Below are 25,040 nucleotides of genomic sequence, written 5' to 3'. Positions count from 1 at the left end.
CGAGTGATGGCTTCAAAGGGATGGCTTCAAGTCAGCCGTTCGATGCCGATGGCCGTGGCCTCGCCACCGCCGATGCAGATCGCCGCCACGCCCCGCGCCATGCCGTGATGCGCCAGCGCGTTGAGCAGCGTGACCACGATCCGCGCGCCAGAGGCGCCGATGGGATGGCCCAATGCGCAGGCGCCGCCGTGAACGTTGACCCGTGCGTGATCGAGGCCGAGTTCACGCATCGCTGCCATTGCCACCACCGCGAAGGCTTCGTTGATCTCGTAGAGATCGACGTTCTCCCGCGACCAGCCGAGCCGTTCGTGTAGCTTGCGGATGGCGTGGATCGGTGCGACCGGGAAGTCGCCGGGGCGCATGGCATGGCTGACATGGCCGTGGAGCCGGGCCAGCGGCGTCAGCCCCAGCCGCTCGGCCTCGCGCTGGCGCATCAGTACCAGCGCCGCGGCGCCGTCGGAGATCGAGCTGGCATTGGCGGCGGTCACCGTGCCGCCGTCGCGGAAGGCCGGTTTCAATTGCGCGATGCGGTCGATATTGGCCTTGTACGGCGCCTCGTCGTGCTCGACGCGATCCGTACCTCGCCCGGCCGGCGCCTCCAGCGCCACGATCTCGCTGGTGAACACGCCGGATTCGATCGCCCGTCTGGCCCGGGTCAGCGAGGCGATGGCGTAGTCGTCCTGGGCTTCGCGGGTGAAGCCGAACGCTTCGGCGCATTCTTCGGCGTAGGTGCCCATCAGCCGGCCCGGCTCGTAGGCGTCCTCGAGCCCATCGAGAAACATGTGATCGAGCACCTGGGCATGCCCCATGCGCAGCCCGGCACGGGCCTTGGGCAGCAGGTAGGGGGCGTTGCTCATGCTCTCCATGCCACCGGCGATGGCATGTTCGGCGCTACCCAGGCGCAGCGCATCGAATGCCTGCATGATCGCCTTCATGCCGGAGCCGCACATCTTGTTGACGGTGGTGCAGGGCGTCGACTCGGCGAGCCCTGCGCCGAGTGCCGCCTGGCGGGCCGGCGCCTGGCCGAGGCCCGCCGGCAGCACGCAGCCCATGAGCACTTCATTGATGACTAGCTCGTCGACGGCGTCCGCCGCCAGCCCGGACTGTTCGAGGGCGCCACGGATCGCTGCCGCGCCCAACTGCGGACAGCTCAAGCCGCCGAGCGCGCCCTGGAAGGCGCCCATCGGCGTGCGTTTGGCGCCGACGATCACGATCGGGTCTTCGTATTTCATGGTCGACTCTCCGGTGTTGCCTGCATGGTCACTCATCGATGCTTCCTGGCGTCATATGATCGAACGCAGCCACTTTTCTACTGAGCGGACATGCGAATGCCGCCGTCGAGCCTGATTACCTCTCCGTTGAGGTAGCGATTTTCGAGAATCTGGCGCACCAGCGCGGCATATTCCTCGGCGTGGCCCATGCGCCTGGGGAACGGCACCTTGGCGTTGAGGCCGTCGCGGACCTCGGCGGGCATGCCCTGCATCATCGCGGTGTCGAAGATGCCGGGGGCGATTGCCATGACGCGGATGCCGGACGAGGCCAGCTCGCGGGCGGCGGGCAGCGTCATCCCGACCACGCCGGCCTTGGAGGCCGCATAGGCGGCCTGGCCGATCTGGCCCTCGAACGCGGCCACCGAGGCGGTATTGATCACCACGCCGCGCTCACCGTCGTCCTCTCTTGGCAGGGTGTCGCCTTCGGCGAGGTTTTTCTGCATCGCCGCTACCGCCAGTCGCAGCATGTTGAAGGTGCCGATCAGGTTGATGTCGATCGTGCGGCGGAAGCTGTCGAGGCCATGCACGCCGCGCTTGCCGTGGATCTTCTCCGCCGGCGCGATACCGGCGCAGTTGATCAAACCGTGCAGCGCACCGAAGCGTTCGAGCGTCTCGGCCAGCGCGCGCTCGCCATCGGCTTCCTGCGTCACGTCGGCCTGAATGGCCAGCGCCGTGTCGCCGAGGGTGCGGGCATGATGGCGGGCGGTATCGAGGTCTCGGTCGACCAGCGCGACGTTGGCGCCGGCATCGACGAGCATCCGCGCCGTGGCGGCGCCCAGCCCGGAGCCGCCGCCGGTGACGATGAAGGTGCGTTCAGCCAGTTGCATGAGCCGGTTCCTCCTCGGCTGGCCGATCGACGAGATCGCGCAGGGGATGACGATCGCGATCCCACGGGGAAATGAAGCAGGCCGCGATATCGGTTTCCGGCACCTCGCCGTGGCGATGGCGCCAGGCCGGGGTCTTGTCCTTGTCGATCAGCAGCGCGCGCACCCCTTCGGCGAGATCGCCACGGGCGGCGCAGGCCAGCGAAAGGCCGAGCTCTTCGCGCAGCACCTCGGAAAGCGACAGCCGTCGGCAGCGAGACAACTGACGCAGGATCAGCCGGGCCGAAAGCGGCGACCCGGCGGCCAGATTCTTCGCCGCGCGAGCGATCCACGGGTCGCCGTCGCTGGCGGCGGCGATGACCCGGCGAATCAGCGTCGCGTCGTCATCGGCATCGGTGAGTGCGGCAATGGCATCCAGGCGCGGTGCCACCTCGCCGTCCGGGGCGAGCGCGCGGCTGGCGCCGGCGTGTTCGCGCAGCACCTGGCCTACGGCGCTAGCGGGCTCGCGCCAGTCGGCCCGGAGCAGACCGTCGATCACCGCCTCGCGCCGCGACTCGTCGATCAAACGGTCGGCCAGGCCGACGAACAGTGCGTCGCTGGCGTTGAGTCGCGCGCCGGTCAGCCCCAGGAACAGGCCGCTGCGCCCCGGCATGCGATTCAGAAACCAGCTGGCGCCGACGTCGGGGTAGAGGCCGATGGTGATTTCCGGCATCGCCAGCTGAGCGCGCGGCGTGACCACGCGATGGGAGGCGCCGGCCATCAACCCGATACCACCGCCCATGACGATACCGTCACCCCAGGCGATGACGGGTTTGGGGTAGCCGTGGATGGCGTGATCGAGCCGGTATTCATGGCTGAAGTAGCGGGCCACGAAACTCTCGTCGTTGCGGTGCGCGACGGCCTCGGGATCGGCGTTCGTCCTGCCTTCGACGATGGCGCGATACAGCGCGACCACATCGCCGCCGGCGCAGAAGGCCTTGTCGCCGGCACCTTCCAGCCACACCGCCACGATGGCCTCGTCCGCCGCCCAGGCATCGAGTCGTGCCTGCAGGGCATCGATCATCCCGAGCGAGAGCGCATTCAGGCTCTTCGGCGCGTCGAGCGTGATGACACCGATCCGGTACCCGTCGGCGGTGGATAGCGTATCGAACCGGACCTGATCGCTCATGAGTCTTCCCCGCGCTGTGTCGAGTCAGGATCGCAGCGCCAGCGCGGCTCGCGCTTGTCGAGGAAGGCGCCGATACCCTCGGTGGGCGAGTCGGTGTCGAACAGTTCCAGAAACAGCTCGCGCTCCATCCGATAACCGCTGGGCAGATCCTGATGGCGGGCGTTCATGATCAGACGCTTGCAGCGGGTCAACGCCTCCGGGCTCTGCCGGGTGCTGCGCTCGGCCAGTTCGAGCGCGGTGTCCAGCGCCGCGCCGGTATCGACGACCTCTTCGACCAGGCCGATCGTCAGTGCACGCGCGGCGTCGATGCGCTCGCCGCACAAAATCATGCGCTTGGCCCAGCCTTCGCCGACTAGCCAGGGCAGATGCTGGGTGCCGCCGGCGCAGGGCAGCAGGCCGACCTTGGCTTCGGGCAGCGCCAGCTGCGCCTGACGCTCGGCGATACGGATGTCGCAGGCCAGCGCGCACTCGAGCCCGCCGCCCATGGCGTAGCCGTTGATCGCGGCGATACTGACGCCGCGATAGGCGCCCAGCGTCTCGAACGCCTGGCCGAAGCGCGTCGCCATTTCCAGCGCGGCGGGTTTGCCGCCGTCGATGAAGCGCTTGAGATCGGCGCCGGCGGAGAAGAACTTCTCGCCCGCACCGACGATCACCAGTGCCTGGTTCCCGGCATCGGCATTGAGCGTCTCGATGTGACGCTCCAGCGCCGCCAGCGATGCCTCATGCCAGGTGTTGGCCGGCGGATTGTCGATGGTGATCAGCGCCACGGCACCGCGCCGCTCCAGGCGCAGACCGGTATGCTCGTCATCGTGCGAAGATTCGTGATCGATCGTCATGACAGATTCTCCAGATCTTCCTTGGCGAGCAGCCGGCGCGCCACCACCAGGCGCATGATCTCGTTGGTGCCTTCGAGAATCTGATGGACCCGGCAGTCGCGAACATGGCGCTCCAGCGGATAGTCGCGCAGATAGCCGTAGCCGCCATGCAGCTGCAGCGCGTCGTTGCAGATCGTGAAACCCTCGTCGGTGGCGAAGCGCTTGGCCATGGCGCAGTAGAGCGTGGCGTCGGGATCGTTGCGGTCCAGCTTGCTCGCCGCCAGCCGCACCATCTGGCGCGCCGCGACGAGCTGCGTGGCCATGTCGGCGAGCTTGAACTGCAGTGCCTGGAAACTGGCCAGCGGCTTGCCGAACTGTTCCCGCGTCTCGAGATAGCGATGTGCGGTTTCCAGCGCGGCCTGGGCCGTGCCCACGGAGCAGGTGGCGATATTGATGCGCCCGCCGTCCAGCGCTTGCATGGCGATCCGGAAGCCTTCGCCTTCTTTCCCCAGGCGATGGTCTGCCGGCACGCGCACGCCGTCGAAGCTGACGGCTCGGGTCGGTTGGCTGCGCCAGCCCATCTTCTCCTCGTGCTTGCCGTACTCGATGCCGGGGCTGTCCGCCGGTACCGCGAAGGCGGAGATCCCGTCGGCGCCGCTGTCCGGCTCGCCGGTGCGTGCCATTACCACCAGCAGCTGGGTGCTGCCGGCGCCGGAGATGAACATCTTGCTGCCATCGATGACGTAACTGGCGTGATCGCCGTCGCCTTCGCGGCGAGCCCGGGTTCGCAGCGAGGCCGCATCCGAGCCGGCGCCGGGTTCGGTCAGGCAGTAGGAGCCGAGCTTCTCGCCGGCGATCATGGCCGGCAGCCAGGCCTCGCGCACGGCATCCGTGGCGTAGCGGGACAGAATCCCGTTGACCATGTTGTGGATGGTCAGGAAGGCGGTGGTGGCGGTACAACCTCTGGCCAGTTCCTCGATGATCAGGGTGGCATCGAGCCGGCTCAGGCCCAGGCCACCATGAGCCTCGGGGATGCAGAGCCCGCAGAAGCCCATGTCACCGGCGCGGCGTAACGTTTCCACGGGAAAGACGTCGTTGGCGTCCCAGTCGGCGGCGTTGGGCGCCAATTCTTGCCGGGAAAACCGGCGCGCCGCCTCTCGATAGGCCTGCTGGTCGTTGTCGAGTTCGAAATTCATGACGAAGGGGTTTCCATCGCTGAAAGCGCTTTGACATGCCGCGCCTTGTGGGCCTGCGGCACGCACCGTCGTTCAGTTCTAGCGATGGCGTCGTCGCCACCACAATTGGACCTAGTGCTGAAAGACCAAGGTCGGATGGCAGCGAGTTGACATTAACGTCAAGGTCATGCGTTGAAAGCCGCTCATAAGGCGTTCCGAATTCTCGGCCCAGGAAGCGTCACATGAAGACGACCCGATCCACGGCAAAACCCGTCCACAAGCCGGTTTTTGCCAATGGCGACGACATCCAGATCCCTGTCTTTACCCTGCTCAAGCCCGATGGCACCGTCTACGCGGATGCCGGGTCGACCTCTCTCGACGAAACCACCGCGCGGCGCATCTATCGCGCCATGCTTTATACCCGGGTGCTCGACGAGCGCATGATGGCGGCTCAGCGTCAGGGGCGGCTGAGCTTCTACATGCAGTGCACCGGCGAGGAGGCGGCGGTGATCGGCAGCACGGCGGCGCTGGACGACGCCGACATGATCATGGCCCAGTACCGCGAGCAGGGGGCGCTGGCCTATCGCGGCTTCACCACCGACGAGTTCATGAACCAGCTGTTCGGCAACGAGCGCGACACCGCCCACGGCCGCCAGATGCCGATCCACTACGGCTCGCGGGATCTTCACTATCTGACGATCTCCTCGCCGCTGGCGACCCAGATTCCCCAGGCCACCGGTTACGCCTACGGCCAGAAGCTGGCCGGCAAGGGCCACTGCACGCTGACGATCTTCGGCGAAGGCGCGGCCTCGGAAGGAGACTTCCACGCCGCGCTCAACATGGCATCGGTACACAAGGTGCCGGTGATCTTCCTGTGCCGGAACAACGGCTACGCCATCTCCACGCCGGTCACCGAGCAGTTCGCCGGCGACGGCGTTGCGGCCCGCGCCTTCGGCTATCGCATGCAGTCGATCCGCGTCGATGGCAACGACATCCTGGCGGTGTACGAGGCGACCCGCGAGGCGCGACGGCTGGCGGTGGAGGAGAACGAGCCGGTGCTGATCGAGGCGATGACCTATCGCCTGGCCGCCCATTCCTCCTCCGACGATCCGTCCGGCTACCGCAGCAAGAAGGAAGAGGAGGCGTGGCACAAGAAAGACCCGCTGCGTCGGATGCAGCGCTGGCTGCTCGATCGCGGCTGGTGGAACGAAGACGAAGAACGCGAACTGACCGAGTCGCTGCGTCGCGAAGTGCTGGAAACCATGAAACAGGCGGAAAAACGTCGCCCGCCGGCACTCGAGACGCTGGTCAGCGATGTCTATGCCGAGACACCCCCGCTGCTGCGCGAGCAGCTCGAAACGCTGGAAGCGCATATTCGGCGTCATCCCGAGGCCTATCCCAGAAGCGCGCCGTGGCTTAATGGCAGCACCGAGACGGAGGGCCAGCCATGAGCCGGATGAATCTGCTCCAGGCCGTCAACAACGCGCTGGATACCGCCATGGCAGTCGACGAGCGCGTGCTCTGCTTCGGCGAGGATGTCGGCGTTTTCGGTGGCGTGTTCCGCGCCACCAGCCATCTGCAGGAAAAGTACGGCCGCGAGCGCTGCTTCAATACGCCGCTGGTGGAGCAGGGCATCGTCGGCTTCGCCAACGGCCTGGCGGCCCAGGGTTCGGTGCCGGTGGCCGAGATCCAGTTCGCCGACTATATCTTTCCCGCTTTCGATCAGCTGGTGAACGAGACCGCCAAGTTCCGCTATCGCTCCGGCAGCCTGTTCGATGTCGGTGGCCTGACCGTGCGGGCGCCCTACGGCGGCGGGATCGCCGGCGGCCATTATCACTCCCAGTCGCCGGAGGCGTATTTCGCCCACACGCCGGGGCTGACGGTGGTGGTGCCGCGCAATCCGCACCAGGCCAAGGGATTGCTGCTGGCCTCGATCCGCTCGCCGGATCCGGTGATCTTCTTCGAACCCAAGCGGCTCTATCGCGCCTCGGTAGGCGAGGTGCCGGACGACGACTACGAGTTGCCGCTGCGTCAGGCGGAAGTCGTCAAGGAGGGCAGCGACATCACGCTGCTGGCCTGGGGCGCGCAGATGGAAGTGATCGAACAGGCCGCCGAAATGGCCGAGGAGGCAGGCGTCTCCTGCGAGCTGATCGACCTGCGAACCATCGTGCCGTGGGATATCGAGACGGTGGCGGCGTCGGTATTCAAGACCGGGCGCCTGATCGTCAGCCACGAGGCGCCGCTGACCGGGGGATTTGCCGCCGAGATCGCCGCTACCATTCAGCAACGCTGCTTTCTCTATCTGGAGTCGCCGATCGAGCGCGTCACCGGGTTGGATACCCCGTTCCCGCTGACGCTCGAGAAGGAGTACATGCCGGGGCCGCTGAAGGTGCTCGATGCCATCCACCGCACGATGGACTTCTGAGGAGCGATGATGAGCGATTTCCTGCTGCCCGATATCGGCGAGGGCATCGTCGAGTGCGAAGTGGTGAAGTGGCTGGTCAGCGAGGGCGATATCATCGCCGAGGATCAGCCCGTCGCCGAGGTGACCACCGACAAGGCGCTGGTGGAGATCCCCGCCCCCGAGGCCGGGCGCGTCACGCGGCTCTACGTTCGCGAAGGCGAAACGGCCCGGGTTCACGCGCCGTTGTTCGCCATCGAGAGCGTCGACGAGAGCGCCCGGTCCGATTCCGGCACTCGATCCCACCATGACTCCCGATCTGACGCTGGCGCTCGATCCAACCATGACTCCCGATCCGACCACGACGCTCGGCCACCCGAGCCGATCGCCGCCACGCCCGAAGACGAAGCGCCGCAGCCGCCCGCACCGAATGCGGACAAGCCAGAACCGGTGGCGTCGAAGGATTTCATTCTGCCCGATCTGGGCGAAGGGATCGTCGAGTGCGAGGTGGTGGCCTGGCGTGTCGAGGAGGGCGACGAGATCGCCGAGGATCAGCCGGTGGTCGAGGTCAGCACCGACAAGGCGGTGATGGAGATCACCGCGCCGGAAGCGGGCCGGCTGGTGCTCCGGTATTGCCAGCTCGACGAGGTCGCCAGAGTCCACGCGCCGCTGTTCGCGTACGTGCCTCGGGCCGTCGACGGCGACGCGGGGCATGATTCGGCCGATGCCGGTGCGGCAGCGGAGAGCAGGGCCGGCATCGGCCAGCGACGCATCCCCGCCAGCCCGGCGGTACGTCGTCGGGTGCGCGAGCTTGGCGTGCGTCTCGAGGAGATTCCCGGCAGCGGCAAGGATGGCCGGGTGCTCAAGGAGGACGTGCTGGCATTTCAGCAGCAACAGGAAATGCGCCAGGAACAGCACCGTGCGAAGCCGCAGGATTCACAGCCGGAAGCCGCAACGCCGGGACGTGGAACGCCAGTGTCGGACGCTGCCTCCGACGAGCGGACCGAGCCGCTGCGCGGTGTGCGTGCGGTGATGGCGCGGCGAATGAGCGAAGCGGCGTCCACGATTCCGCATTTTGCTTACGGCGACGAGTTCGACGTTACCGAGCTGCTGGCGCTGCGGGACCGTCTCAAGGGCGATTTCGAGGCGCGCGGCGAACGGCTGACGCTGATGCCGCTGCTGATGAAGGCGCTGGCCCTGGTGGTGGCGGAATTTCCGCTGCTCAACTGCCGGCTCAATACGGCAGCCGATACCATTCACTATCAGACCCCGTGCCATATCGGCATGGCGGTGGACAGCGCCAGCGGCCTGCTGGTGCCCAACGTCAAGCACGTCGAGCGGCTGAGCCTGCGCGAAGTGGCGAGCGAGGTGGAACGTCTGACCCGTGCGGCCCGCGACGGGCGGGTCGAACCCGGCGATCTCAAGGGCGGCACCATCAGCATCTCCAACATCGGCGTGCTCGGCGGCACCTACGCCATGCCGATCATCAACGCGCCGGAGGTGGCGATCGTCGCGCTCGGCCGGGTTCAGCGGTTGCCGCGCTTCGATGCCGACGGCAACGTAGTGGCGCGGTCGATCATGACCGTCACCTGGTCCGGCGATCATCGGGTGCTGGATGGCGGCACCATGGCGCGTTTCTGCAATCGCTGGAAGGGGTATCTGGAAGGTCCGGAGACGATGCTTGCCGACCTGCGCTAGCGACCCCTTTCATCGGACGATACAGCCAATGACTGAACCTAAGCCATGAGTGCCATAGACTATGGGGGCGGAATCGACGGAGCTGCAGCAGTTCTACATTCCCGAGGAGCAGTCGGTCTATCTGCTCAGCCAGAGCCAGGCGCGACAGCTGCGGGAGTGGATCGAGCGCTGTCGGCATCAGCTCGCCCAGGTCGGCTATCGGGAGGTCGAACTGATCGGCAAGGGCGCCTACGGCTTCGTCTTCGCGGGCATCGACGGCGCCGGCGCCAGCCACGTGTTCAAGTTCACGCGCCAGAACCTGCCGCAGTCGTTTCACGAGCGCCTCGAGGAGGAGGCGTTCATGCTCGAACAGGTGAATCACCCCCGCGTTCCCAGGCTCATCGCCTATCGCACCCTGCGCCATCAGGCGATGCTGGTGATGGCGCGCGCGCCGGGCATCAATCTGGAGGAGTTCTCGCTGCGCGAGGGACGGCTGGCGCCACGTCTGTTGATCAGGATCGCGGCACAGCTGGCGGACATCCTGCGCACGCTGCGCCGCGAGTCCGCCGAGGGGCGACTCGTGGTGCACGGGGATATCAAACCCTCGAATCTGATGTTCGATGCGCGGACCGAGCAGATCGCGCTGATCGACTGGGGCTCCTCGGTCTTCGCCCAGCTCGATGCCGAAGGCCAGTTCCTGTCGCGTAACGTGATGGAGCTGATGTCCGCCGATCTCCAGCACACCAACGCCCGCATGGGCGATGTCTACTATATCGGCGACGAACAGTTGAACGGGGCGTTGTCGTCGCCACGTTTCGATGAGCAGGGCGCCGCCGCGACCCTCTATGCGCTGGCGACCGCGCAGTCCAGCCGCTTCGGCCACGGGACGATCCCGGCAACCTCGCTGGGCCTGCCGGTCGAGTTCGCCCGGATGCTGGATGCCATGCTCAGCGAAGACGCCGCGCTGCGCCGCCGGGCCGGGGACTACTTTCTCCAGCATATGCCGCGCATCGCCCGCACCATCATCCGTGAGCCACAGGCGGCGCCGGAAATCCCGCTGGTCCCGGTGTGGGTGCGCTCGCTGGAGCAGGAGATCGAGACGGTGGTCTACAGCTCGCGCAAGGCGTTTCTGCGCGAGGATGTCCTGCATGACACGTCACTGCGCGGGGGAGACCGCGACGACACCTTGAGCGCAATCAATGACGTCCAGTTCGATCGCTACTACAAGCATTTCATGCAGGGCATGGGCGATCTCGAAAAGGCCTTTCTGGTCGCGGTCGGGCGGCTGGGGAAGTATCCGGTGGTGGGCGGCCTGGCGGTGCGCTGGAGCGAGGCCGGCGTCGAATTCGATACCACGCTGAGTCTCAACGAACCGTCGCTGCGGACGGCCTTCGTCGCGGCGGTGAACAACATGGTCACCCTGGCCCGGGCGATTCGCCGTCGTGATGGCGTGTTCAAGGCGTGCCTGTTCAACGCCCGGCGCACCCTGCATGTCGATCGCGACGACGCTTCCCGACCGTTCGTGCCCGATCGCGGCTGCGCCATTCCCTACGAGGTCAGCCCGACGCCGGAGCTGGAGGATGCCAGCCGCGAGCACTCCTACTTCGAGGATGGCCCGGATCCCGAGGAGTTCCTGCGCCTGCCGCCGGTGATGATCGAGGCGCTGTCGCGCCTCAACGCCATCCACCACACCGGCATGATCATCTTCGAGGCGTTGTCGACGCACCTGAAGATCCACAGCTACTACCGCCTGCTCGATCCGGCACGGGAGGAGGAATTCCGCGACTGCCTGGAGACGCTGCTGGCGGCGGTGCCGCAGATCGACGGGCTCGGCGTGTCCGGCTACATGAAGATGCCCTACAAGAACACACGACATTTCGCGCATCGTTCACGGCCGGCCGATACCGGTGCGTGAGGTTTCCGAAGTCTCGTTCGTCTCAGTGGCTCATGCGTTATCGTTGCATTATGGGGACGATTTTTACCCTTTTGGTCGATTTCATGGGCCAAACGGGGATGAAACGGACCTGAATCGTTATAATCCGCGCCGACACGAGAACCCCCTCGCGTGACCGACGCCCGTCATGGAGCGCTGCGGGTTTCCGACAACAGCAATACTCGATGGTGAATTCATGGCCAAGCAATCCCATACCCATGCGCAGTGGTCCTCGCGAACGGCCTTCGTTCTGGCGGCGACCGGTTCTGCCGTGGGTCTCGGCAATATCTGGAAGTTTCCCTACATGGTGGGCGACAGCGGCGGCGCCGTGTTCGTGCTCGTCTACCTGGCGTGTATCGCGCTGATCGGCTTGCCGATCCTGGTGTCCGAATGGCTGCTGGGCCGGCGTGGGCAGTCCAACCCGATCAATACCATGCAGAAGCTCAGCCGCGATTCGAAGCTCTCGCCGGACTGGGTGCTGGTGGGTATCGCCGGGGTGCTGGGGTCGTTTCTGATCCTCTCGTTCTACAGCGTCGTCGGCGGCTGGTCGCTCAACTACACCTGGAGCACGCTGACCGGCGATCTGGGCCAGTCGAGCGGGGTCGATGTGGGCGACTACTTCACCACGCTGCTGGGCCAGCCGGGCACGCTGCTGTTCTGGCACACGATCTTCATGCTGCTGACGTTCGGCATCGTCGCCGGCGGCGTCAAGGGCGGCCTGGAGCGGGCGGCCAAGTGGCTGATGCCGCTGCTGATCGTGGCGCTGGTCCTGCTGATCGGCTTCGGCGCGACCACCGCCGGCTTCGGCGAGGCGGCCGCGTTCATGTTCTCGCCCGACTGGAGCAAGCTCAACGGCGGCGTCGTGCTCGCCGCGCTGGGGCATGCGTTCTTCACGCTGTCGCTGGGGATGGGGATCATGATGGCCTACGGCTCCTACCTGGGTCAGGAGGTCAACCTGATCAAGACGGCGCGCACCGTGGTGATCCTGGATACGGTGATTGCGCTGGGCGCCGGCATGGCGATCTTCCCGGTGGTGTTTGCCAACGGCCTCGATCCGAGCGCCGGCCCGGGGCTGCTGTTCGTGACGCTGCCGCTGGCCTTCATCGACATGCCTTGGGGGCTGGCGTTCGGCACGATCTTCTTCGCGCTGCTGACGGTAGCCGCGCTGACTTCGGCGATCTCGCTGCTGGAGCCGGTGACGGAGTTCCTGGAAGAGCGCACGCCGCTGTCGCGCGTCGCTTCGGCCTTCGTCGCCGCGCTGGCGACCTGGTCGCTGGGCATCGCCGCGCTGCTGGCGTTCAACGTCTGGTCCGGTTTCCAGCCGTTCGGTTTCAACGTCTTCGACCTGCTCGATGCGCTCACCAGCAAGCTGATGCTGCCGCTGACGGGGCTGGCCGCCATCGTCTTCACGGCGTGGTTCCTGGATAGCGAAGGCGTGAAGCAGGAGCTGGGCCTGGGGCCGAAGGGCCGGGTGCTGTGGCACTACGTGTCGCGCTATGTGGCGCCGATCGGGGTGATCGTGGTGTTCTTCAACAGCTTGTAATAATCGCTAGCAACAGTAGTTCGCAACGGATCTTGTCACGTCTCGAAGCGTGACAGGAATCTGCCGTCGGGGAGGGTGCCGACGGGGCAGGCAGCGGTCGCGTTCCTTGATGGGGCGCGGCCGCTGGTCGTTATGGCCGACGAACGGCGGGTGGCGGTGGCCGCTCGGGTTATTCGAGCTATTCGAGCTATTCGGGTAGCTCAGCGATCTCTTCCGCCAGCTGGCGCTTTTCCTGGCGCTGTTCGATGCCGCGCCGGGCCTTGAGATAGCGAATGGCGGCCTTGCGCTTGCGTTGTTCATGTTCGCTGACTTCCAGCGTCATGAAAATCTCGAGAATGTCGCTCTTGAGGGCATGAAGGTGTTCGACGCTCTTCATGATCGAATCTCCTGGCATCCTAAGATCTGTCGGTTCGCGCCCGACATGCATACTATAACCAAGATGACAAGATCGTGACGGCTAGCTTTTTTCATGCTTTCAACGCGCCGTGACGGCGTGTTCCCGCCCGCGTGACTCGGGCATACTGGGCGCCTGATTCCCGACCGAGAAGATCCGATGTCGTTATCCGAGGGCCAGCCATGAGCCGTTCGCTGTTCGATGAATTGCGTGTGCACATGGATCGCCTGCGCCGCTCCGAGCAGAAGGTGGCGCGCTTCGTGCTGCGCAATCCGGAAGAGGTGATCCTGATGCGAATCACCGACCTGGCCAGCGAGGCGCAGGTCAGCGAGCCGACGGTGGTGCGCTTCTGCCGTGCCATGGGCATGGCCGGCTTCCAGGAGTTCAAGCTCAAGCTGGCGCAGATGATGGCGCGGGGAAGCCAGTACGCCCAGTTCACCATGAACGACGGCGACAGCGTGGCCGAGTTCTCCCACGGGATCTTCGACAGCACCATCGAGACGCTCGAGCAGGTCCGCGATCAGCTGGACAACGAGGCGCTGGGCAAGGCGATCGCGGCGCTGGCGGTGGCCAACCGGGTCGAGTTCTACGGCTACGGCGCTTCGGGGATCGTTGCCGCCGATGCCCAGCACAAGTTCTTCCGCTTGCAGATCCAGACGTCGGCCTACTCCGACCCGCACCTGCAGGCGATGTCCGCCGCGACCCTCAAAGCGGGCGACGTGGTGGTGGCGATCTCCCAGACCGGCCGCACCCGGGCGCTGCTCGCCAGCGCCAAGACGGCGGTCAAGGCCGGCGCGACCGTGATCGGCCTGTGTCCCAGCGATTCGCCGCTGGCCCGCGAGGTGACCCTGACGCTGCCGATCGACGTGCAGGAAGACACCGAGGTCTACATCCCCATGACCTCGCGTATTGCCCATCTGCTGACCATCGACGTGCTCGCCGTGGGCGTGGCCAAGAACCGCGGGCCGCAGATCACCGATCAGCTCAAGGCGATCAAGCGCAGCCTGGGGTCGCTGCGGGTGTCCAACAACGTGTCGTGACGGCTTCATGACTAGGGAAACGCCGACTTCGCTCGGCGTTTTTTGTGTCTCGAATACTGTATATATAGACAGTAATCGTGTTCTGAGTGACACTGGTGACAACGTTTCAACCGTCCCGGCCACCGTCATGTCGTCACTCGCTTCTCGCTGTTTCCGATGGATATCGCTGCCATTGCCCGATACGGGGGGCGGTCGATGAGTAGCCTGGAATCCCTGCTCGATAGCCGTCAGGTCTGGCGCGCCCAGGCCGGTGCCGATAGCCAGGGCGGCGAGGCGATCGCCAGCGGGCATGCGGCGCTCGATGCGATCCTGCCGGGGGGTGGCTGGCCGTCGGCCGCGGTCAGCGAGCTGCTGTCGGCGGGCGCCGGCAACGGGGAACTGGCCCTGCTGTGGCCAGTGATCTCGCGGATGACCCGGGAAGGCCGGCCGGTGGTGCTGGTTTCGCCACCGGGCGTGCCGTATCCGGCGGCGTGGCGGCAGGCGGGCGTGGCGCTGGAGCAGTGTCACTGGCTCGACGTGCAGGGCCGCGAGGCGTTGTGGGCGACGGAGCAGTGCCTGCGCGCCGGCTGCTGCGCGGCCGTCGTCGCCTGGCTGCCGCAGGCCGATAGCCGCCTCATGCGGCGGTTGCAGGTGGCGGCGGCGAGCGGCAACACGTTGGCTTTCGTCCACCGGCCGCTGGCGAAGGTGTCCGAGGCGTCGCCGGCGCCGCTCCGGTTACGGCTGCACCGGCATGCCGAGCTGGAGATCCTCAAGTGCCGTGGCGGCTTTCCGCCCGCGCGGCGAATCGCCTTCGGCACCGGGGCGTGACGCCATGCGCTGGGTCTGCCTGCTGTTTCCGCGTCTGGCGCTGGAGGGGGCGCTGCGTCGTCGTGCCGACCCCGAGGCGCCCTTCGCGCTGGTCGATGGCCCGGCGCAGCGCCAATGCATTCGCGCTGCCAATCGCGCCGCCCGCGAGCAGGGCGTCAAACCCGGTCAGGCGAGAGGCTTCGCCGAAGCGCTGTTTAACGCGCCGCTTTTTAAGGCGCCCGGAGCCGCGCCGCTTTCCAAGGCGCCCAACTCCGCGCCGCTTTCCAGGGCGCCCAACTCCGCGCCGCTTTCCAACGCGCCCAACTCCGCGCCAGATAGGGGTTCTCGATCCGGTTCGAGTCAGCGGCTCGAGACGGCGCCGTTCGATGCCGAATCCGTCGAGCGCTGGCGGCGGCGTCTGGCGAGCTGGGCCTACGGCTTCAGCGCTCAGGTCAGCCTGCACTATCCGCACGCGCTGGTGTTCGAGGTCGCCAGCAGCCTCGATCTGCTGGGCCCCTGGCCGCGGCTGGAGGCGCGGCTGCGGTCGGAGCTCGCCGAACTCGGCTTTTCGCATCGGCTGGTGATCGCCCCCAATCCGGCGGCGGCGCGGGTGCTGGTCAATGTCCACGACGGGCTGGCGGTGGACGACGCCGGGCTGGAGCCGGCGCTGGCCGCGTTGCGCCTCGACCGTGCCGGGCTGGCGAACATCGATGCCGGCCAGGACATCGTGCAGACCCTCAAGCGTAGCGGTTTCCAGCGCCTGGGCGAGCTGTTCGCCCTGCCGCGCAGCGCCCTGGCCCGACGTTTCGGTGGCGGTTTGCTGCGTCATCTGAGCGAGCTGCGCGGGGAGTGGCCGCTGGCGCTGGATTACCATCGTCCCACGCCGCGTTTTTCCCGTACCTTCGAATTCGATCAGCCGGTGCATGCCCTGGCGGGGCTGGCCTTTCCGCTCAAGCGCCTGTTGCAGGAGCTGGCCGCGTTTCTGATGGGCCAGGACGCGGGCGTCGAGCGGTTCCGCCTGACGTTCGAACTGGAGGACGGGCCGACGCAGGCCGTCGAGATCGGCCTGCTGGCGGTACAGCGCGACCCCGATACCCTGCTCGAGCTGACCCGTGCGCATCTGGAGCGCGTGCGCCTCGCCGGCCCGGTGATGAGCTTGACGCTCTCCGCGCCGCGCCTGTCGGCCTACGCGCCGGTCCGGCGGGAGCTGCTGGAAGGGCCGGCCCGCCAGGCCCAGGCCTGGGCGACGCTGCATCAGCGGCTGGTCGCGCGGCTGGGCGAGCCGGTACTCAAGCCGCTGATCGAGTACCGCGAGCATCGCCCGGAAATGGCGGTGATCGACGGCGCCGGCCCACGGGCGCGTGACGCCAGCGCCGGCCCGACGCGCCCCGGCTGGCTGACCCCCACGCCCCAGCGCTGCGATGGCGACGTGCTGCAGCTGCTGGCGGGGCCGGAGCGGATCGAAAGCGGCTGGTGGGACGGCGGCGACATCCGGCGCGACTACTATCTGGCCCAGTGGGTCGACGGCCGCCACGCCTGGGTCTGGTGCGAGCCGGGTCGGCAGGGCTGGTATCTGCACGGATGGTTCGGATGAACGATGGCTTTTCATCGCGGCCCGACGCTGCCGCCTTATCGCGGCCCGACGCTGCCGCCTTATCGCGGCCCGACGCTGCCGCCTTATCGCGGCCCGACGCTGCCGCTTCGGACGCACGACAAAGCCTGGGCGCGGCACCGGGTGCGGCACTGGGCACCGATAAAAAGGGCGGCTGTAGAATCGGCGCGGCCTCGGGCGCCTTTGGAAAACCCTACGCCGAGCTGCACTGTCTCTCCGCGTTCAGCTTCCAGCGCGGTGCGTCGACCGCGCACGAGCTTTTCGAGCGCGCCGCACGGCTCGGCTACCGTGCCCTGGCGATCACCGACGAGGCCACGCTGGCCGGCATCGTGCGTGGCTGGCAGGCGGCGCGGGAGCATGGCGTCGACCTGATCGTCGGTGCCGAATTTCGTACCGAATGCGGCATCAAGCTGGTGCTGCTGGTGGAGAACCGGTGTGGCTACGAGGCGCTCTGCGGATTGATCACCCGCGTTCGCGGGCGCGCGCCCAAGGGCGAATACCGGCTGCTCGCCTCGGATCTCGACGAACTCGATGGCGGTGACGGTCTGTTCGCGCTGTGGATTCCCGAGGCAGTGCCGGATCGTAAGATGGGTGATCGTGGGGTAGGTGATAATGAGGTGGGCGAGCGGCTGGCACGCGCCTTCCCCGATCGGCTGTGGCTGGCGGTAGAGCTCCACTACGGTTTCGAGAACGGCTGCGACAACGCCGCGCGTCTGACCCGACTGCAGGCGCTGGCCGGCGAGCTGGGCATACCGGCGCTGGCGACGGGGGACGTTCACATGCATGCCCGGGGCCGGCGGGCGCTGCAGGATTGTCTCACCGCGATTCGTCATCACCAGAGCGTGTTCGAGGCGGGAGACGCGCTGTTCCCCAACGGCGAGCGCCATCTACGCAGCCGCGATGCGCTGTCCGCGCTCTATCCCGCCGAGCTGATGGCCGAGAGCGTGGCGCTGGCAGCGCGCTGCGACTTCGATCTCGGCGAGCTTGAGTACACCTATCCCCACGAGGTGGTGCCGGACGGCAAGACGCCGGCCGAGTGGCTGCGCGAGCTGACCGCCAGCGGGTGCCAACGACGCTGGCCGGCGGGCGTGCCCGAGAAGACGGCTGCACAGATCGACTACGAGCTCGCGCTGATCGAGGAGCTTGGCTACGAGCACTATTTCCTCACCGTGCATGACATCGTCGACTTCGCGCGGCAGCAGCACATCCTGTGCCAGGGGCGCGGCTCGGCGGCCAACTCGGCGGTCTGCTACGCGCTGGGAATCACCGAGATCGATCCGTCGCGCACGGCGTTGCTGTTCGAGCGCTTCATTTCCCGCGAGCGCGACGAGCCGCCGGATATCGATGTCGATTTCGAGCACGAACGCCGTGAGGAGGTGATCCAGTACGTCTTCCGCCGCTACGGGCGGCACCGGGCGGCGCTGACCGCCGTGGTCAGCCACTATCACGCTGCCGGGGCGATCCGCGATATCGGCCGGGCACTGGGCTTCGCGCCGGAGCGTATCGACCGGCTCGCCCGCTGCGCCGGGCGCTGGACCGATCATATTCCCGACGAAGCACGGCTGCGCGAACAGGGTTTCGAGCCGGAGGAGCCGATGCTCCAGCGTCTGCTGGTGCTGGCCGGTACGCTGGTTGGCTTTCCGCGCCATCTCTCCCAGCATCCCGGGGGCTTCGTGATTTCGGATGCGCCGTTGCAGACGCTGGTGCCGGTGGAAAACGCCGCCATGGCGGAGCGCACGGTGATCCAGTGGGACAAGGACGATCTCGATCTGGTCGGGCTGCTCAAGGTCGACGTGCTGTCGCTGGGCATGCTGACGGTGCTGCGGCGCAGTCTGGATCTGCTGCGTCTCCATCGCGGTATCGATTACGCGCTGGCGACGATCCCCAAGGAGTGCGCCGAGACCTACGCGATGATCCAGCGCGCCGATACTCTCGGCGTGTTCCAGATCGAATCCCGCGCCCAGATGGCGATGCTGCCCCGGCTCAAGCCGGCCACGTTCTACGACCTGGTGATCGAAGTGGCGATCGTGCGCCCCGGGCCGATCCAGGGCGACATGGTGCATCCCTATCTCAAGCGGCGTAACGGCGAGGAGCCGATCACCTATCCGTCGAAGGCCGTCGAAGACGTCTTCAAGCGCACTCTGGGCGTGCCGCTGTTCCAGGAACAGGTGATGGCGCTGGCGGTGGAAGCGGCGGGTTACAGCCCCGGCGAGGCGGACCAGTTGCGGCGTTCGATGGCGGCGTGGAAGCGCCACGGTGGTCTCGAGCCGCATCGCAAACGCATCATCGAGGGCATGCTCGAACGCGGCTACGCGCTGGAGTTCGCCGAACGCATCTTCGAGCAGATCAAGGGCTTCGGCAGCTACGGCTTTCCCGAATCTCACGCCGCCAGCTTTGCCCTGCTGACCTACGCCAGCTGCTGGCTCAAGTGCCACGAACAGGCGATCTTCGCCTGCGCCCTGATCAACAGCTGGCCGATGGGCTTCTATTCGCCGGATCAGGTCCTGCAGGATGCCCGCCGTCACGGCGTCGAGGTGCGCCCGGTCGACATCCGCCAGAGCCAGTGGGAGAGCACGCTGGAGGTTGCCTCTACCAGTACCGGCGCCCTGGCGATCCGGCTCGGGCTGCACATGATCAAGGGGCTCGCCGAGAGCGACGGCGAACGGCTGCTGGCGGCGCGCGACACGCCGGGTTGCGATAGCGTCGAACGCTTGGCGGCACGATCCGGGGTCAAGCGGGCGGTGCTGTCACGGCTCGCCGATGCTGGTGCGCTGGAGGGGCTGGCAGGAGATCGCCATCGGGCGCGCTGGGCCACGGCCGGTGTCGAGGCGTCGCTGCCGCTGTTTGCCCAAAATGGTATCGAGTTCGATAGCGAAGAGGAGTCGCTCGCGCTGCCGGCTGTCGAGATCGGCGAAGCGATCAAGGCGGATTACGCCACGCTCGGCACCACGCTGGGGCCGCATCCGATGTCGCTGCTGCGCCAGCGCTGCCGGTCGGATGGCATTCGCGGTCTGGGCGGCGTGGTGGATTCCAGGCGCCTCGCCGAGCTGCCGGGGGATGTCGGCGTGGCGATCGCCGGACTGGTGGTCGGACGCCAGCGTCCCGGCTCCGCCAAGGGGGTGACTTTTCTGACCCTCGAGGACGAATTCGGCATGGTCAATGTCGTGGTCTGGCCGCATCTCGCCGTACGCTATCGCCGGGTCCTGCTCGAGTCTCGGCTGCTGCGGGTAGTGGGCAAGCTGGAAAGCCAGGCGGGCGTGCGCCACGTGATTGCCAGAGGGCTGATCGATCTCACCGGCCTGCTGGAGGGGCTGAGCACGCGCAGTCGGGATTTTCATTAGTCCGGCTCCCGTCGCACGCGCTGTGGGGCGGTGCGGACGACTAGGAGCGCGATAGCGCGGGCTGGCAAAACGGCGTGCTCCTGTGATTAGGTAAGGAACCATTGTGCTGCGCTGCCGGTCTTTATTGTGGCGTATTTCGCAGCAACGATTTTTCCTTCAAACAACTCAAGAGGCGGCTGATTTATGGAGAGCATTGGCGTAGGGCCCTGGATTGCCATCGCGGTGGCCGTGGGGGCCATCGGGGTACTGGTCGGCTACTGGCTGGGAACCAGGATGGGCGGCCACAACACCGAACCGATGCGCGAGCTCAATCGCGAGCACAATGCCTACAAGGAAGACGTTCGCGAGCACTTCGAGCAGGTTTCCGCGACCATGACGCGGATGGTCGAGGACTATCGCGAGATGTATCACCATGTCGCGAAGGGAGCCGAGAAGCTCGCCGACATGCACCACGAAACGGTGATCGAGCCGCCGCCCAAGCCGGAAGCGATCACCCAGGATCTGCACGAGCCGGACACGGCCTCCCGTTCGGCCGCTACCGAGGTCCAGACCACCAAGACCCGGGCCACCGAGACGGAAGCGACCGAGCCCCAGACAGCGCACAAGGCGCCGGCCACCGGCAAGCCTGACAGCGCCGCCATGAGCGCCACGAAGACGCGCGAGACGAAGACCGATGCTCCGGCTTCTGCCGGCACGTCCGGGTCGTCGACCGGGCGTCCGCAGGATGCGGCGATTCACGCCGCCGCCGAAGATGCCGCCAGCAAGCGCGGAGGCGCCCCGAGCAGGGCATCAGGCAGCGCCTGACGCCAGGCGGGGCTGGCCGGCTGTGTTAAGCTGGCGCGCTCTTCCCCTTTCCAGCAGCAAGGCCCCGCACGGTTTCCAATGGATGATGTCTCGGCACTAATCGACTCCCTCAACGCCAATCAGCGCGAGGCCGTCGCCGCGCCGCCCGGCAATATGCTGGTACTGGCCGGCGCCGGTTCGGGCAAGACCCGAGTGCTGGTGCATCGCATCGCGTGGCTGATGCAGGTCGAAGGCGTTTCCCCCTATGCCATTCTGGCGGTGACCTTCACCAACAAGGCCGCCCGCGAGATGCGCACACGTCTCGAGGCGCTGCAGGGGGCGTCGCTGCGCAACATGTGGGTCGGCACCTTCCACTCCATCGCGCATCGCCTGCTGCGTACCCACTGGCACGACGCGCGTCTGCCCCAGCATTTCCAGATCATCGACAGCGACGACCAGTTGCGGCTGGTCAAGCGTCTGCTACGGGACCACAACGTCGACGACGAGCGCTATCCGCCCAAGCAGGTGCAGTATTTCATCGGCGGCTGCAAGGAGGAGGGACTGCGCCCGCAGCAGGTGGCGACCCACGGCGACGCCTACATGGCCAGGATGGTCGAGCTCTACGAGCTCTATCAGCTGACCTGCGAACGCGGCGGGCTGGTCGACTTCGGCGAGCTGCTGCTGCGCAGCCTGGAGCTTTTGCGGGATACGCCGGCGCTGCTCAAGCATTACCGCGAGCGCTTCGGCCATATCCTGGTCGACGAATTCCAGGACACCAACACCCTGCAGTACGCCTGGCTGAAATTGCTGGCCGGCGCTGATGGCAATGGGAAGGGCGATGACGACAGTGCGGCCATGATCGTGGTCGGCGACGACGATCAGTCGATCTACGGCTGGCGCGGGGCCAAGGTCGAGAACATCCGCCGCTTCGAGACCGAATTCACCAACACCCGGACCGTGCGCCTGGAGCAGAACTATCGCTCCACCAGCGCCATTCTGGATGCCGCCAACGCGCTGATCAGCCACAACAGCGGGCGCATGGGCAAGGAGCTGTGGACCGACGGCGATGCTGGCGACAAGATCTCCGTCTATGCCGGCTTCAACGATCTCGACGAGGCGCGCTTCATCGTCGATACCATCGGCGAGCAGTCTCGCAACGGCGTCGCCCGGCGCGAGATGGCGATCCTCTACCGCTCCAACGCCCAGTCCCGGGTGATCGAGGAGGCGCTGATCCGCAGCGGCGTGCCGTATCGCATCTACGGCGGTCAGCGCTTCTACGAACGCCTGGAGATCAAGAACGCGCTGGCCTACCTGCGCCTGCTGCTCAATCGCGAGGATGACGCGTCGCTGGAACGAGTGATCAACGTGCCGGCCCGCGGGATCGGCACGCGCACGGTGGAGATCCTGCGTGGCCGCGCCCGTGATACCAATGTCTCGCTGTGGCAGTCGCTGCACGACAGCCTGAGCGACGGCACGCTCAAGGGCCGCGCGGGCAATGCGGTCAATGCCTTCGCCGAGTTGATCGAACGTCTCGACAACGATACCGCCGGCATGGCGCTCTACGAGATCATCGAGCACGTGATCCAGATCTCCGGCCTGATCGAGCACCACCGCAGCGAGAAGGGCGAGAAAGGTCAGGCGCGGGTCGAGAACCTGGAAGAACTGATCAACGCGGCGCGGGCATTCTCGCAGAATGCGCAGGCCAACCCGATCGATCTGCAGGAGGTCGGCGAAGGCGCCGCGGCGCTGGAACCGTTCCTGGCGGAGGCAGCGCTCAACGCGGGCGATCACGAGGCCGACGAATTCGAGGACTGCGTGCAGATGATGACGTTGCACTCGGCCAAGGGGCTGGAATTTCCGGTGGTGTTCGTGGCCGGCATCGAAGAGGGCCTGTTCCCGCACAAGATGTCGCTGGAAGAGCCGGGACGCCTCGAGGAGGAGCGCCGGCTCTGCTATGTCGGCATGACCCGCGCCATGCGCAAGCTCTATCTCACCTATGCCGAGATCCGCCGCCTGCACGGCCGCGAGACCATGGCGCGGCCGTCGCGGTTTTTACGGGAAGTCCCCGAGGAACTGCTCGAGGAAGTGCGCCTGCGCGGGCAGGTATCGCGCCCGGTGACGTCCCGGCCCAACGTGGGCTCGTTGCGCCAGCAGGGTGTCGAGGCCAGCGGCGATCTCCCTTCGCTGTCGCTCGGCCAGCGCGTCAGCCATCCGCTGTTCGGCGAGGGCGTGATCCTCGATGCCGAAGGGGAAGGCGCCCGCGCCAGAGTGCATGTCAGCTTCGAGGGCGAGGGCGACAAGTGGCTGGTGCTGGGCTTCGCCAAGCTGACCCCGTTGTAACGGCAGTCGGCAGCGTCATCTGTTTGCAATACTCTTGTGCCAGAATGGCGAGATAAGTCGTAAAACGTTCACCGCGTTGCTGTTTCTCGTCGCGCCCCGGTTTCTCGTCGCGCCTCATTTGGAGTCACACATGGATATCACCAGCGATACCCACAGTCAGCACATCTCGCAGCAGTACAACCAGGACCTGGAAACCATCAAGACCCAGCTGATGGCGATGGGCGGACTGGTCGAGAAGCAGCTCCAGGAAGCCCTGACGGCGCTGCTGGAGGGCGATAGCCAGTTGGCGATTCGCGTGCGCGACAACGACGCCAGCGTCAACGGGATGCAGCTCAAGATCGACGAGGAGTGCGTGCGGATACTGGCCCGGCGTCAGCCGGCCGCTTCCGACCTGCGCCTGGTCATCGCGGTCATCCGGGCCACCAACGATCTCGAGCGGATGGGCGACGAAGCCAACAAGATCGCGCGCAATGCGCTCGATCTGATCGAAGCCGGTCGGATTCCCCAGGGTAGCGTCGAGATTCGCCACATCAGCGAACACGTCGGCAACATGCTGCGCGATTCGCTGACTGCCTTCGCCCGCTTCGACACCGAGCTGGCGCTGAAAGTGGTAGCGGAAGATGCCTCGGTGGACAGCGAATACACCACTGCCATGCGTTCGCTGGCGACCCTGATGATGGAAGATTCGCGCTCCATCGGCGGCGTGCTGAACGTGATGACGGTGCTGCGCGCGCTGGAGCGGATCGGCGATCACGCCGACAACCTGGCCGAGCACGTCATCTATCTGGTCAAGGGCCGCGACATCCGCCACACCTCGGTCAGCGATCTCGATCACGAGCTCCTGGGCAAGGGCCGCTAACGCTGAACCCCTCGGGCGTCGACTCGCTCGGGGCTAGCGCTCCGCCGTTCGGACTGTGTTAGCGTGTCGACCTCGCAACGGTTTGTCTGTTCGGCGGATTTGGCATGATCTACTCCCTGCAAGTGATTTTCAGTGGCACGCGCCTGGTGTTCGAGCCCGGCCTGCGTCGTTTCGTGATTGGCCCCGTGCTGGTCAACCTGCTGCTCTACGGCGGCACGATCTTCTATCTCTTCGAAAACTTCGGCGGCTGGCTCGACTACGGCATGCGCCAGATACCCGACTGGCTGACCTGGCTGGAGTGGCTGATCTGGCCGCTGCTGGTCGTCGCCCTGGCGCTGATCGTCTTCTTCACCTTCACCCTGGTTTCCAACCTGATCGCGGCACCGTTCTACGGCTTTCTGGCCGAGAAGGTGGAAACGCGCGTCACTGGCCGGCCGCCAAGCGACGAGCGCGGGCTGATGAAGGCCGGCGTCGATGCGCTGGGGCGGGAACTGGTCAAGCTGGGCTATATCCTGCCGCGCATGGCGGTTCTGTTCCTGATGGGATTCGTGCCCGGCCTCAATCTGATCACGCCCTTCCTGTGGGCGGCGTTCTCCGCCTGGATGATGGCCGTCCAGTATCTCGACTACCCGATGGACAACAACCAGGTCGGGTTTACCGACATGCGTCGTCGCCTGCGCGCCCGCTGGTGGCCGACGCTGACCTACGGCGCCTGCATGTCCATGGCCACCTGGGTGCCGGTGCTCAACCTGATCCTGCTGCCCGGTGGCGTTGCCGGTGGCGTCATGCTGTGGGACCGCTATTACCGCAACATGGTGCCGGCCGTGAGCCGCTGAACGCGGGCCGCTGAGCGCGGGCGGCTGCCCGGCCGGCGAGAAAAACGCCGGCCGGGGTTGAAAGCGGCACCGTTGCACGCCATGTAGGAAGGTACGGCACGAGGGTTTGTCGAAGGTCCGGAGCCAGGCGCATCGGGGATTCTACAAATCCTAGTGAAATCAAAGCGATAGTTTTCCCGAGCAGCGCCATATCTGAGTCGGGTTCGCTTGACACTGCCATGCGTTGCTCACTATTTTGATTC

Annotated in this window: 19 protein-coding genes; 13 read left to right on the top strand and 6 right to left on the bottom strand. The window is 66.3% G+C overall.

Annotated features, from left to right (window positions below):
- Positions 1 to 26: 26 nt before the first annotated feature.
- The 5 genes from BC443_RS03730 to BC443_RS03710 are packed head-to-tail and all read right to left on the bottom strand — an operon-like array spanning position 27 to position 5,274.
- Positions 27 to 1,268 carry an acetyl-CoA C-acyltransferase gene (locus BC443_RS03730; protein WP_247643212.1) on the bottom strand — a complete coding sequence of 414 codons (1,242 nt, stop codon included), beginning with the start codon at positions 1,266 to 1,268 and terminating at the stop codon, positions 27 to 29.
- Between the two features lie 41 nt (positions 1,269 to 1,309).
- A complete protein-coding gene (locus BC443_RS03725) occupies positions 1,310 to 2,098 on the bottom strand; it encodes an SDR family NAD(P)-dependent oxidoreductase (RefSeq protein WP_071230499.1) in 789 nt (262 codons plus the stop codon).
- Positions 2,085 to 3,263 (bottom strand): enoyl-CoA hydratase/isomerase family protein, encoded by a 1,179-nt coding sequence (locus tag BC443_RS03720; protein ID WP_071230498.1) that lies wholly within the window; start codon positions 3,261 to 3,263, stop codon positions 2,085 to 2,087. The genes BC443_RS03725 and BC443_RS03720 overlap by 14 nt, the downstream gene beginning before the upstream one ends.
- Positions 3,260 to 4,099 (bottom strand): enoyl-CoA hydratase, encoded by an 840-nt coding sequence (locus tag BC443_RS03715; protein WP_071230497.1) that lies wholly within the window; start codon positions 4,097 to 4,099, stop codon positions 3,260 to 3,262. Before BC443_RS03715 ends, BC443_RS03720 begins: the two co-directional genes overlap by 4 nt.
- A complete protein-coding gene (locus tag BC443_RS03710; RefSeq protein WP_071230496.1) occupies positions 4,096 to 5,274 on the bottom strand; it encodes an acyl-CoA dehydrogenase family protein in 1,179 nt (392 codons plus the stop codon). The genes BC443_RS03715 and BC443_RS03710 overlap by 4 nt, the downstream gene beginning before the upstream one ends.
- A gap of 221 nt (positions 5,275 to 5,495) precedes the next feature.
- Between BC443_RS03710 and BC443_RS03705 the strand changes: the two genes are divergently transcribed.
- The 5 genes from BC443_RS03705 (at position 5,496) to BC443_RS03685 (ending at position 12,807) form a co-directional block, all read left to right on the top strand.
- A complete protein-coding gene (locus BC443_RS03705) occupies positions 5,496 to 6,704 on the top strand; it encodes a thiamine pyrophosphate-dependent dehydrogenase E1 component subunit alpha (RefSeq protein ID WP_071230495.1) in 1,209 nt (402 codons plus the stop codon).
- A complete protein-coding gene (locus tag BC443_RS03700) occupies positions 6,701 to 7,678 on the top strand; it encodes a transketolase C-terminal domain-containing protein (protein WP_071230494.1) in 978 nt (325 codons plus the stop codon). Before BC443_RS03705 ends, BC443_RS03700 begins: the two co-directional genes overlap by 4 nt.
- A gap of 9 nt (positions 7,679 to 7,687) precedes the next feature.
- Positions 7,688 to 9,352: a dihydrolipoyllysine-residue acetyltransferase gene (locus BC443_RS03695; protein ID WP_083387195.1), complete on the top strand. Its 1,665-nt coding sequence runs from the start codon at positions 7,688 to 7,690 to the stop codon at positions 9,350 to 9,352.
- A 61-nt stretch (positions 9,353 to 9,413) separates the two neighbouring features.
- On the top strand, positions 9,414 to 11,246 hold the full coding sequence (locus BC443_RS03690) for a phosphotransferase (protein ID WP_071230492.1): 1,833 nt from the start codon (positions 9,414 to 9,416) through the stop codon (positions 11,244 to 11,246).
- A gap of 214 nt (positions 11,247 to 11,460) precedes the next feature.
- A complete protein-coding gene (locus BC443_RS03685) occupies positions 11,461 to 12,807 on the top strand; it encodes a sodium-dependent transporter (RefSeq protein WP_071230491.1) in 1,347 nt (448 codons plus the stop codon).
- A 187-nt stretch (positions 12,808 to 12,994) separates the two neighbouring features.
- On the opposite strand, the gene BC443_RS03680 is transcribed toward BC443_RS03685, so the two are convergent.
- Positions 12,995 to 13,183, bottom strand: a complete 189-nt coding sequence (locus BC443_RS03680) for a hypothetical protein (protein WP_071230490.1) — start codon at positions 13,181 to 13,183, stop codon at positions 12,995 to 12,997.
- Between the two features lie 200 nt (positions 13,184 to 13,383).
- On the opposite strand from BC443_RS03680, the gene hexR reads away from it, so the two are divergent.
- The 8 genes from hexR to cysZ all read left to right on the top strand — a co-directional run bounded on the left by hexR (position 13,384) and on the right by cysZ (position 24,798).
- Entirely contained in the window at positions 13,384 to 14,241 is an 858-nt protein-coding gene (gene hexR / locus BC443_RS03675) for a transcriptional regulator HexR (protein ID WP_071230489.1), read from the top strand.
- Positions 14,242 to 14,436: 195 nt separating this feature from the next.
- Positions 14,437 to 15,048 carry a translesion DNA synthesis-associated protein ImuA gene (imuA, locus tag BC443_RS03670; protein ID WP_210766236.1) on the top strand — a complete coding sequence of 204 codons (612 nt, stop codon included), beginning with the start codon at positions 14,437 to 14,439 and terminating at the stop codon, positions 15,046 to 15,048.
- Complete coding sequence (locus BC443_RS03665) at positions 14,999 to 16,621, top strand: DNA polymerase Y family protein (RefSeq protein ID WP_071230487.1); 1,623 nt, start codon at positions 14,999 to 15,001, stop codon at positions 16,619 to 16,621. Before imuA ends, BC443_RS03665 begins: the two co-directional genes overlap by 50 nt.
- A complete protein-coding gene (locus BC443_RS03660; protein WP_083387194.1) occupies positions 16,618 to 19,980 on the top strand; it encodes an error-prone DNA polymerase in 3,363 nt (1,120 codons plus the stop codon). Before BC443_RS03665 ends, BC443_RS03660 begins: the two co-directional genes overlap by 4 nt.
- Positions 19,981 to 20,163: 183 nt before the next feature.
- Positions 20,164 to 20,784, top strand: a complete 621-nt coding sequence (locus BC443_RS03655) for a DUF1043 family protein (protein WP_071230486.1) — start codon at positions 20,164 to 20,166, stop codon at positions 20,782 to 20,784.
- A 78-nt stretch (positions 20,785 to 20,862) separates the two neighbouring features.
- Positions 20,863 to 23,103, top strand: a complete 2,241-nt coding sequence (gene uvrD / locus BC443_RS03650; RefSeq protein WP_071230485.1) for a DNA helicase II — start codon at positions 20,863 to 20,865, stop codon at positions 23,101 to 23,103.
- A gap of 130 nt (positions 23,104 to 23,233) precedes the next feature.
- Positions 23,234 to 23,962, top strand: coding sequence for a phosphate signaling complex protein PhoU (gene phoU / locus BC443_RS03645; RefSeq protein ID WP_071230484.1), 729 nt, complete (start codon positions 23,234 to 23,236; stop codon positions 23,960 to 23,962).
- A 104-nt stretch (positions 23,963 to 24,066) separates the two neighbouring features.
- On the top strand, positions 24,067 to 24,798 hold the full coding sequence (gene cysZ, locus BC443_RS03640; RefSeq protein ID WP_071230483.1) for a sulfate transporter CysZ: 732 nt from the start codon (positions 24,067 to 24,069) through the stop codon (positions 24,796 to 24,798).
- Positions 24,799 to 25,040 lie beyond the last annotated feature (242 nt).

The organism is Salinicola sp. MIT1003 (assembly GCF_001858555.1).
Taxonomy (GTDB): Bacteria; Pseudomonadota; Gammaproteobacteria; order Pseudomonadales; family Halomonadaceae; genus Salinicola; species Salinicola salarius.
The sequence above is the reverse complement of the archived record's forward strand: the minus strand, read 5'-3'. Positions and strand labels throughout refer to the sequence as shown.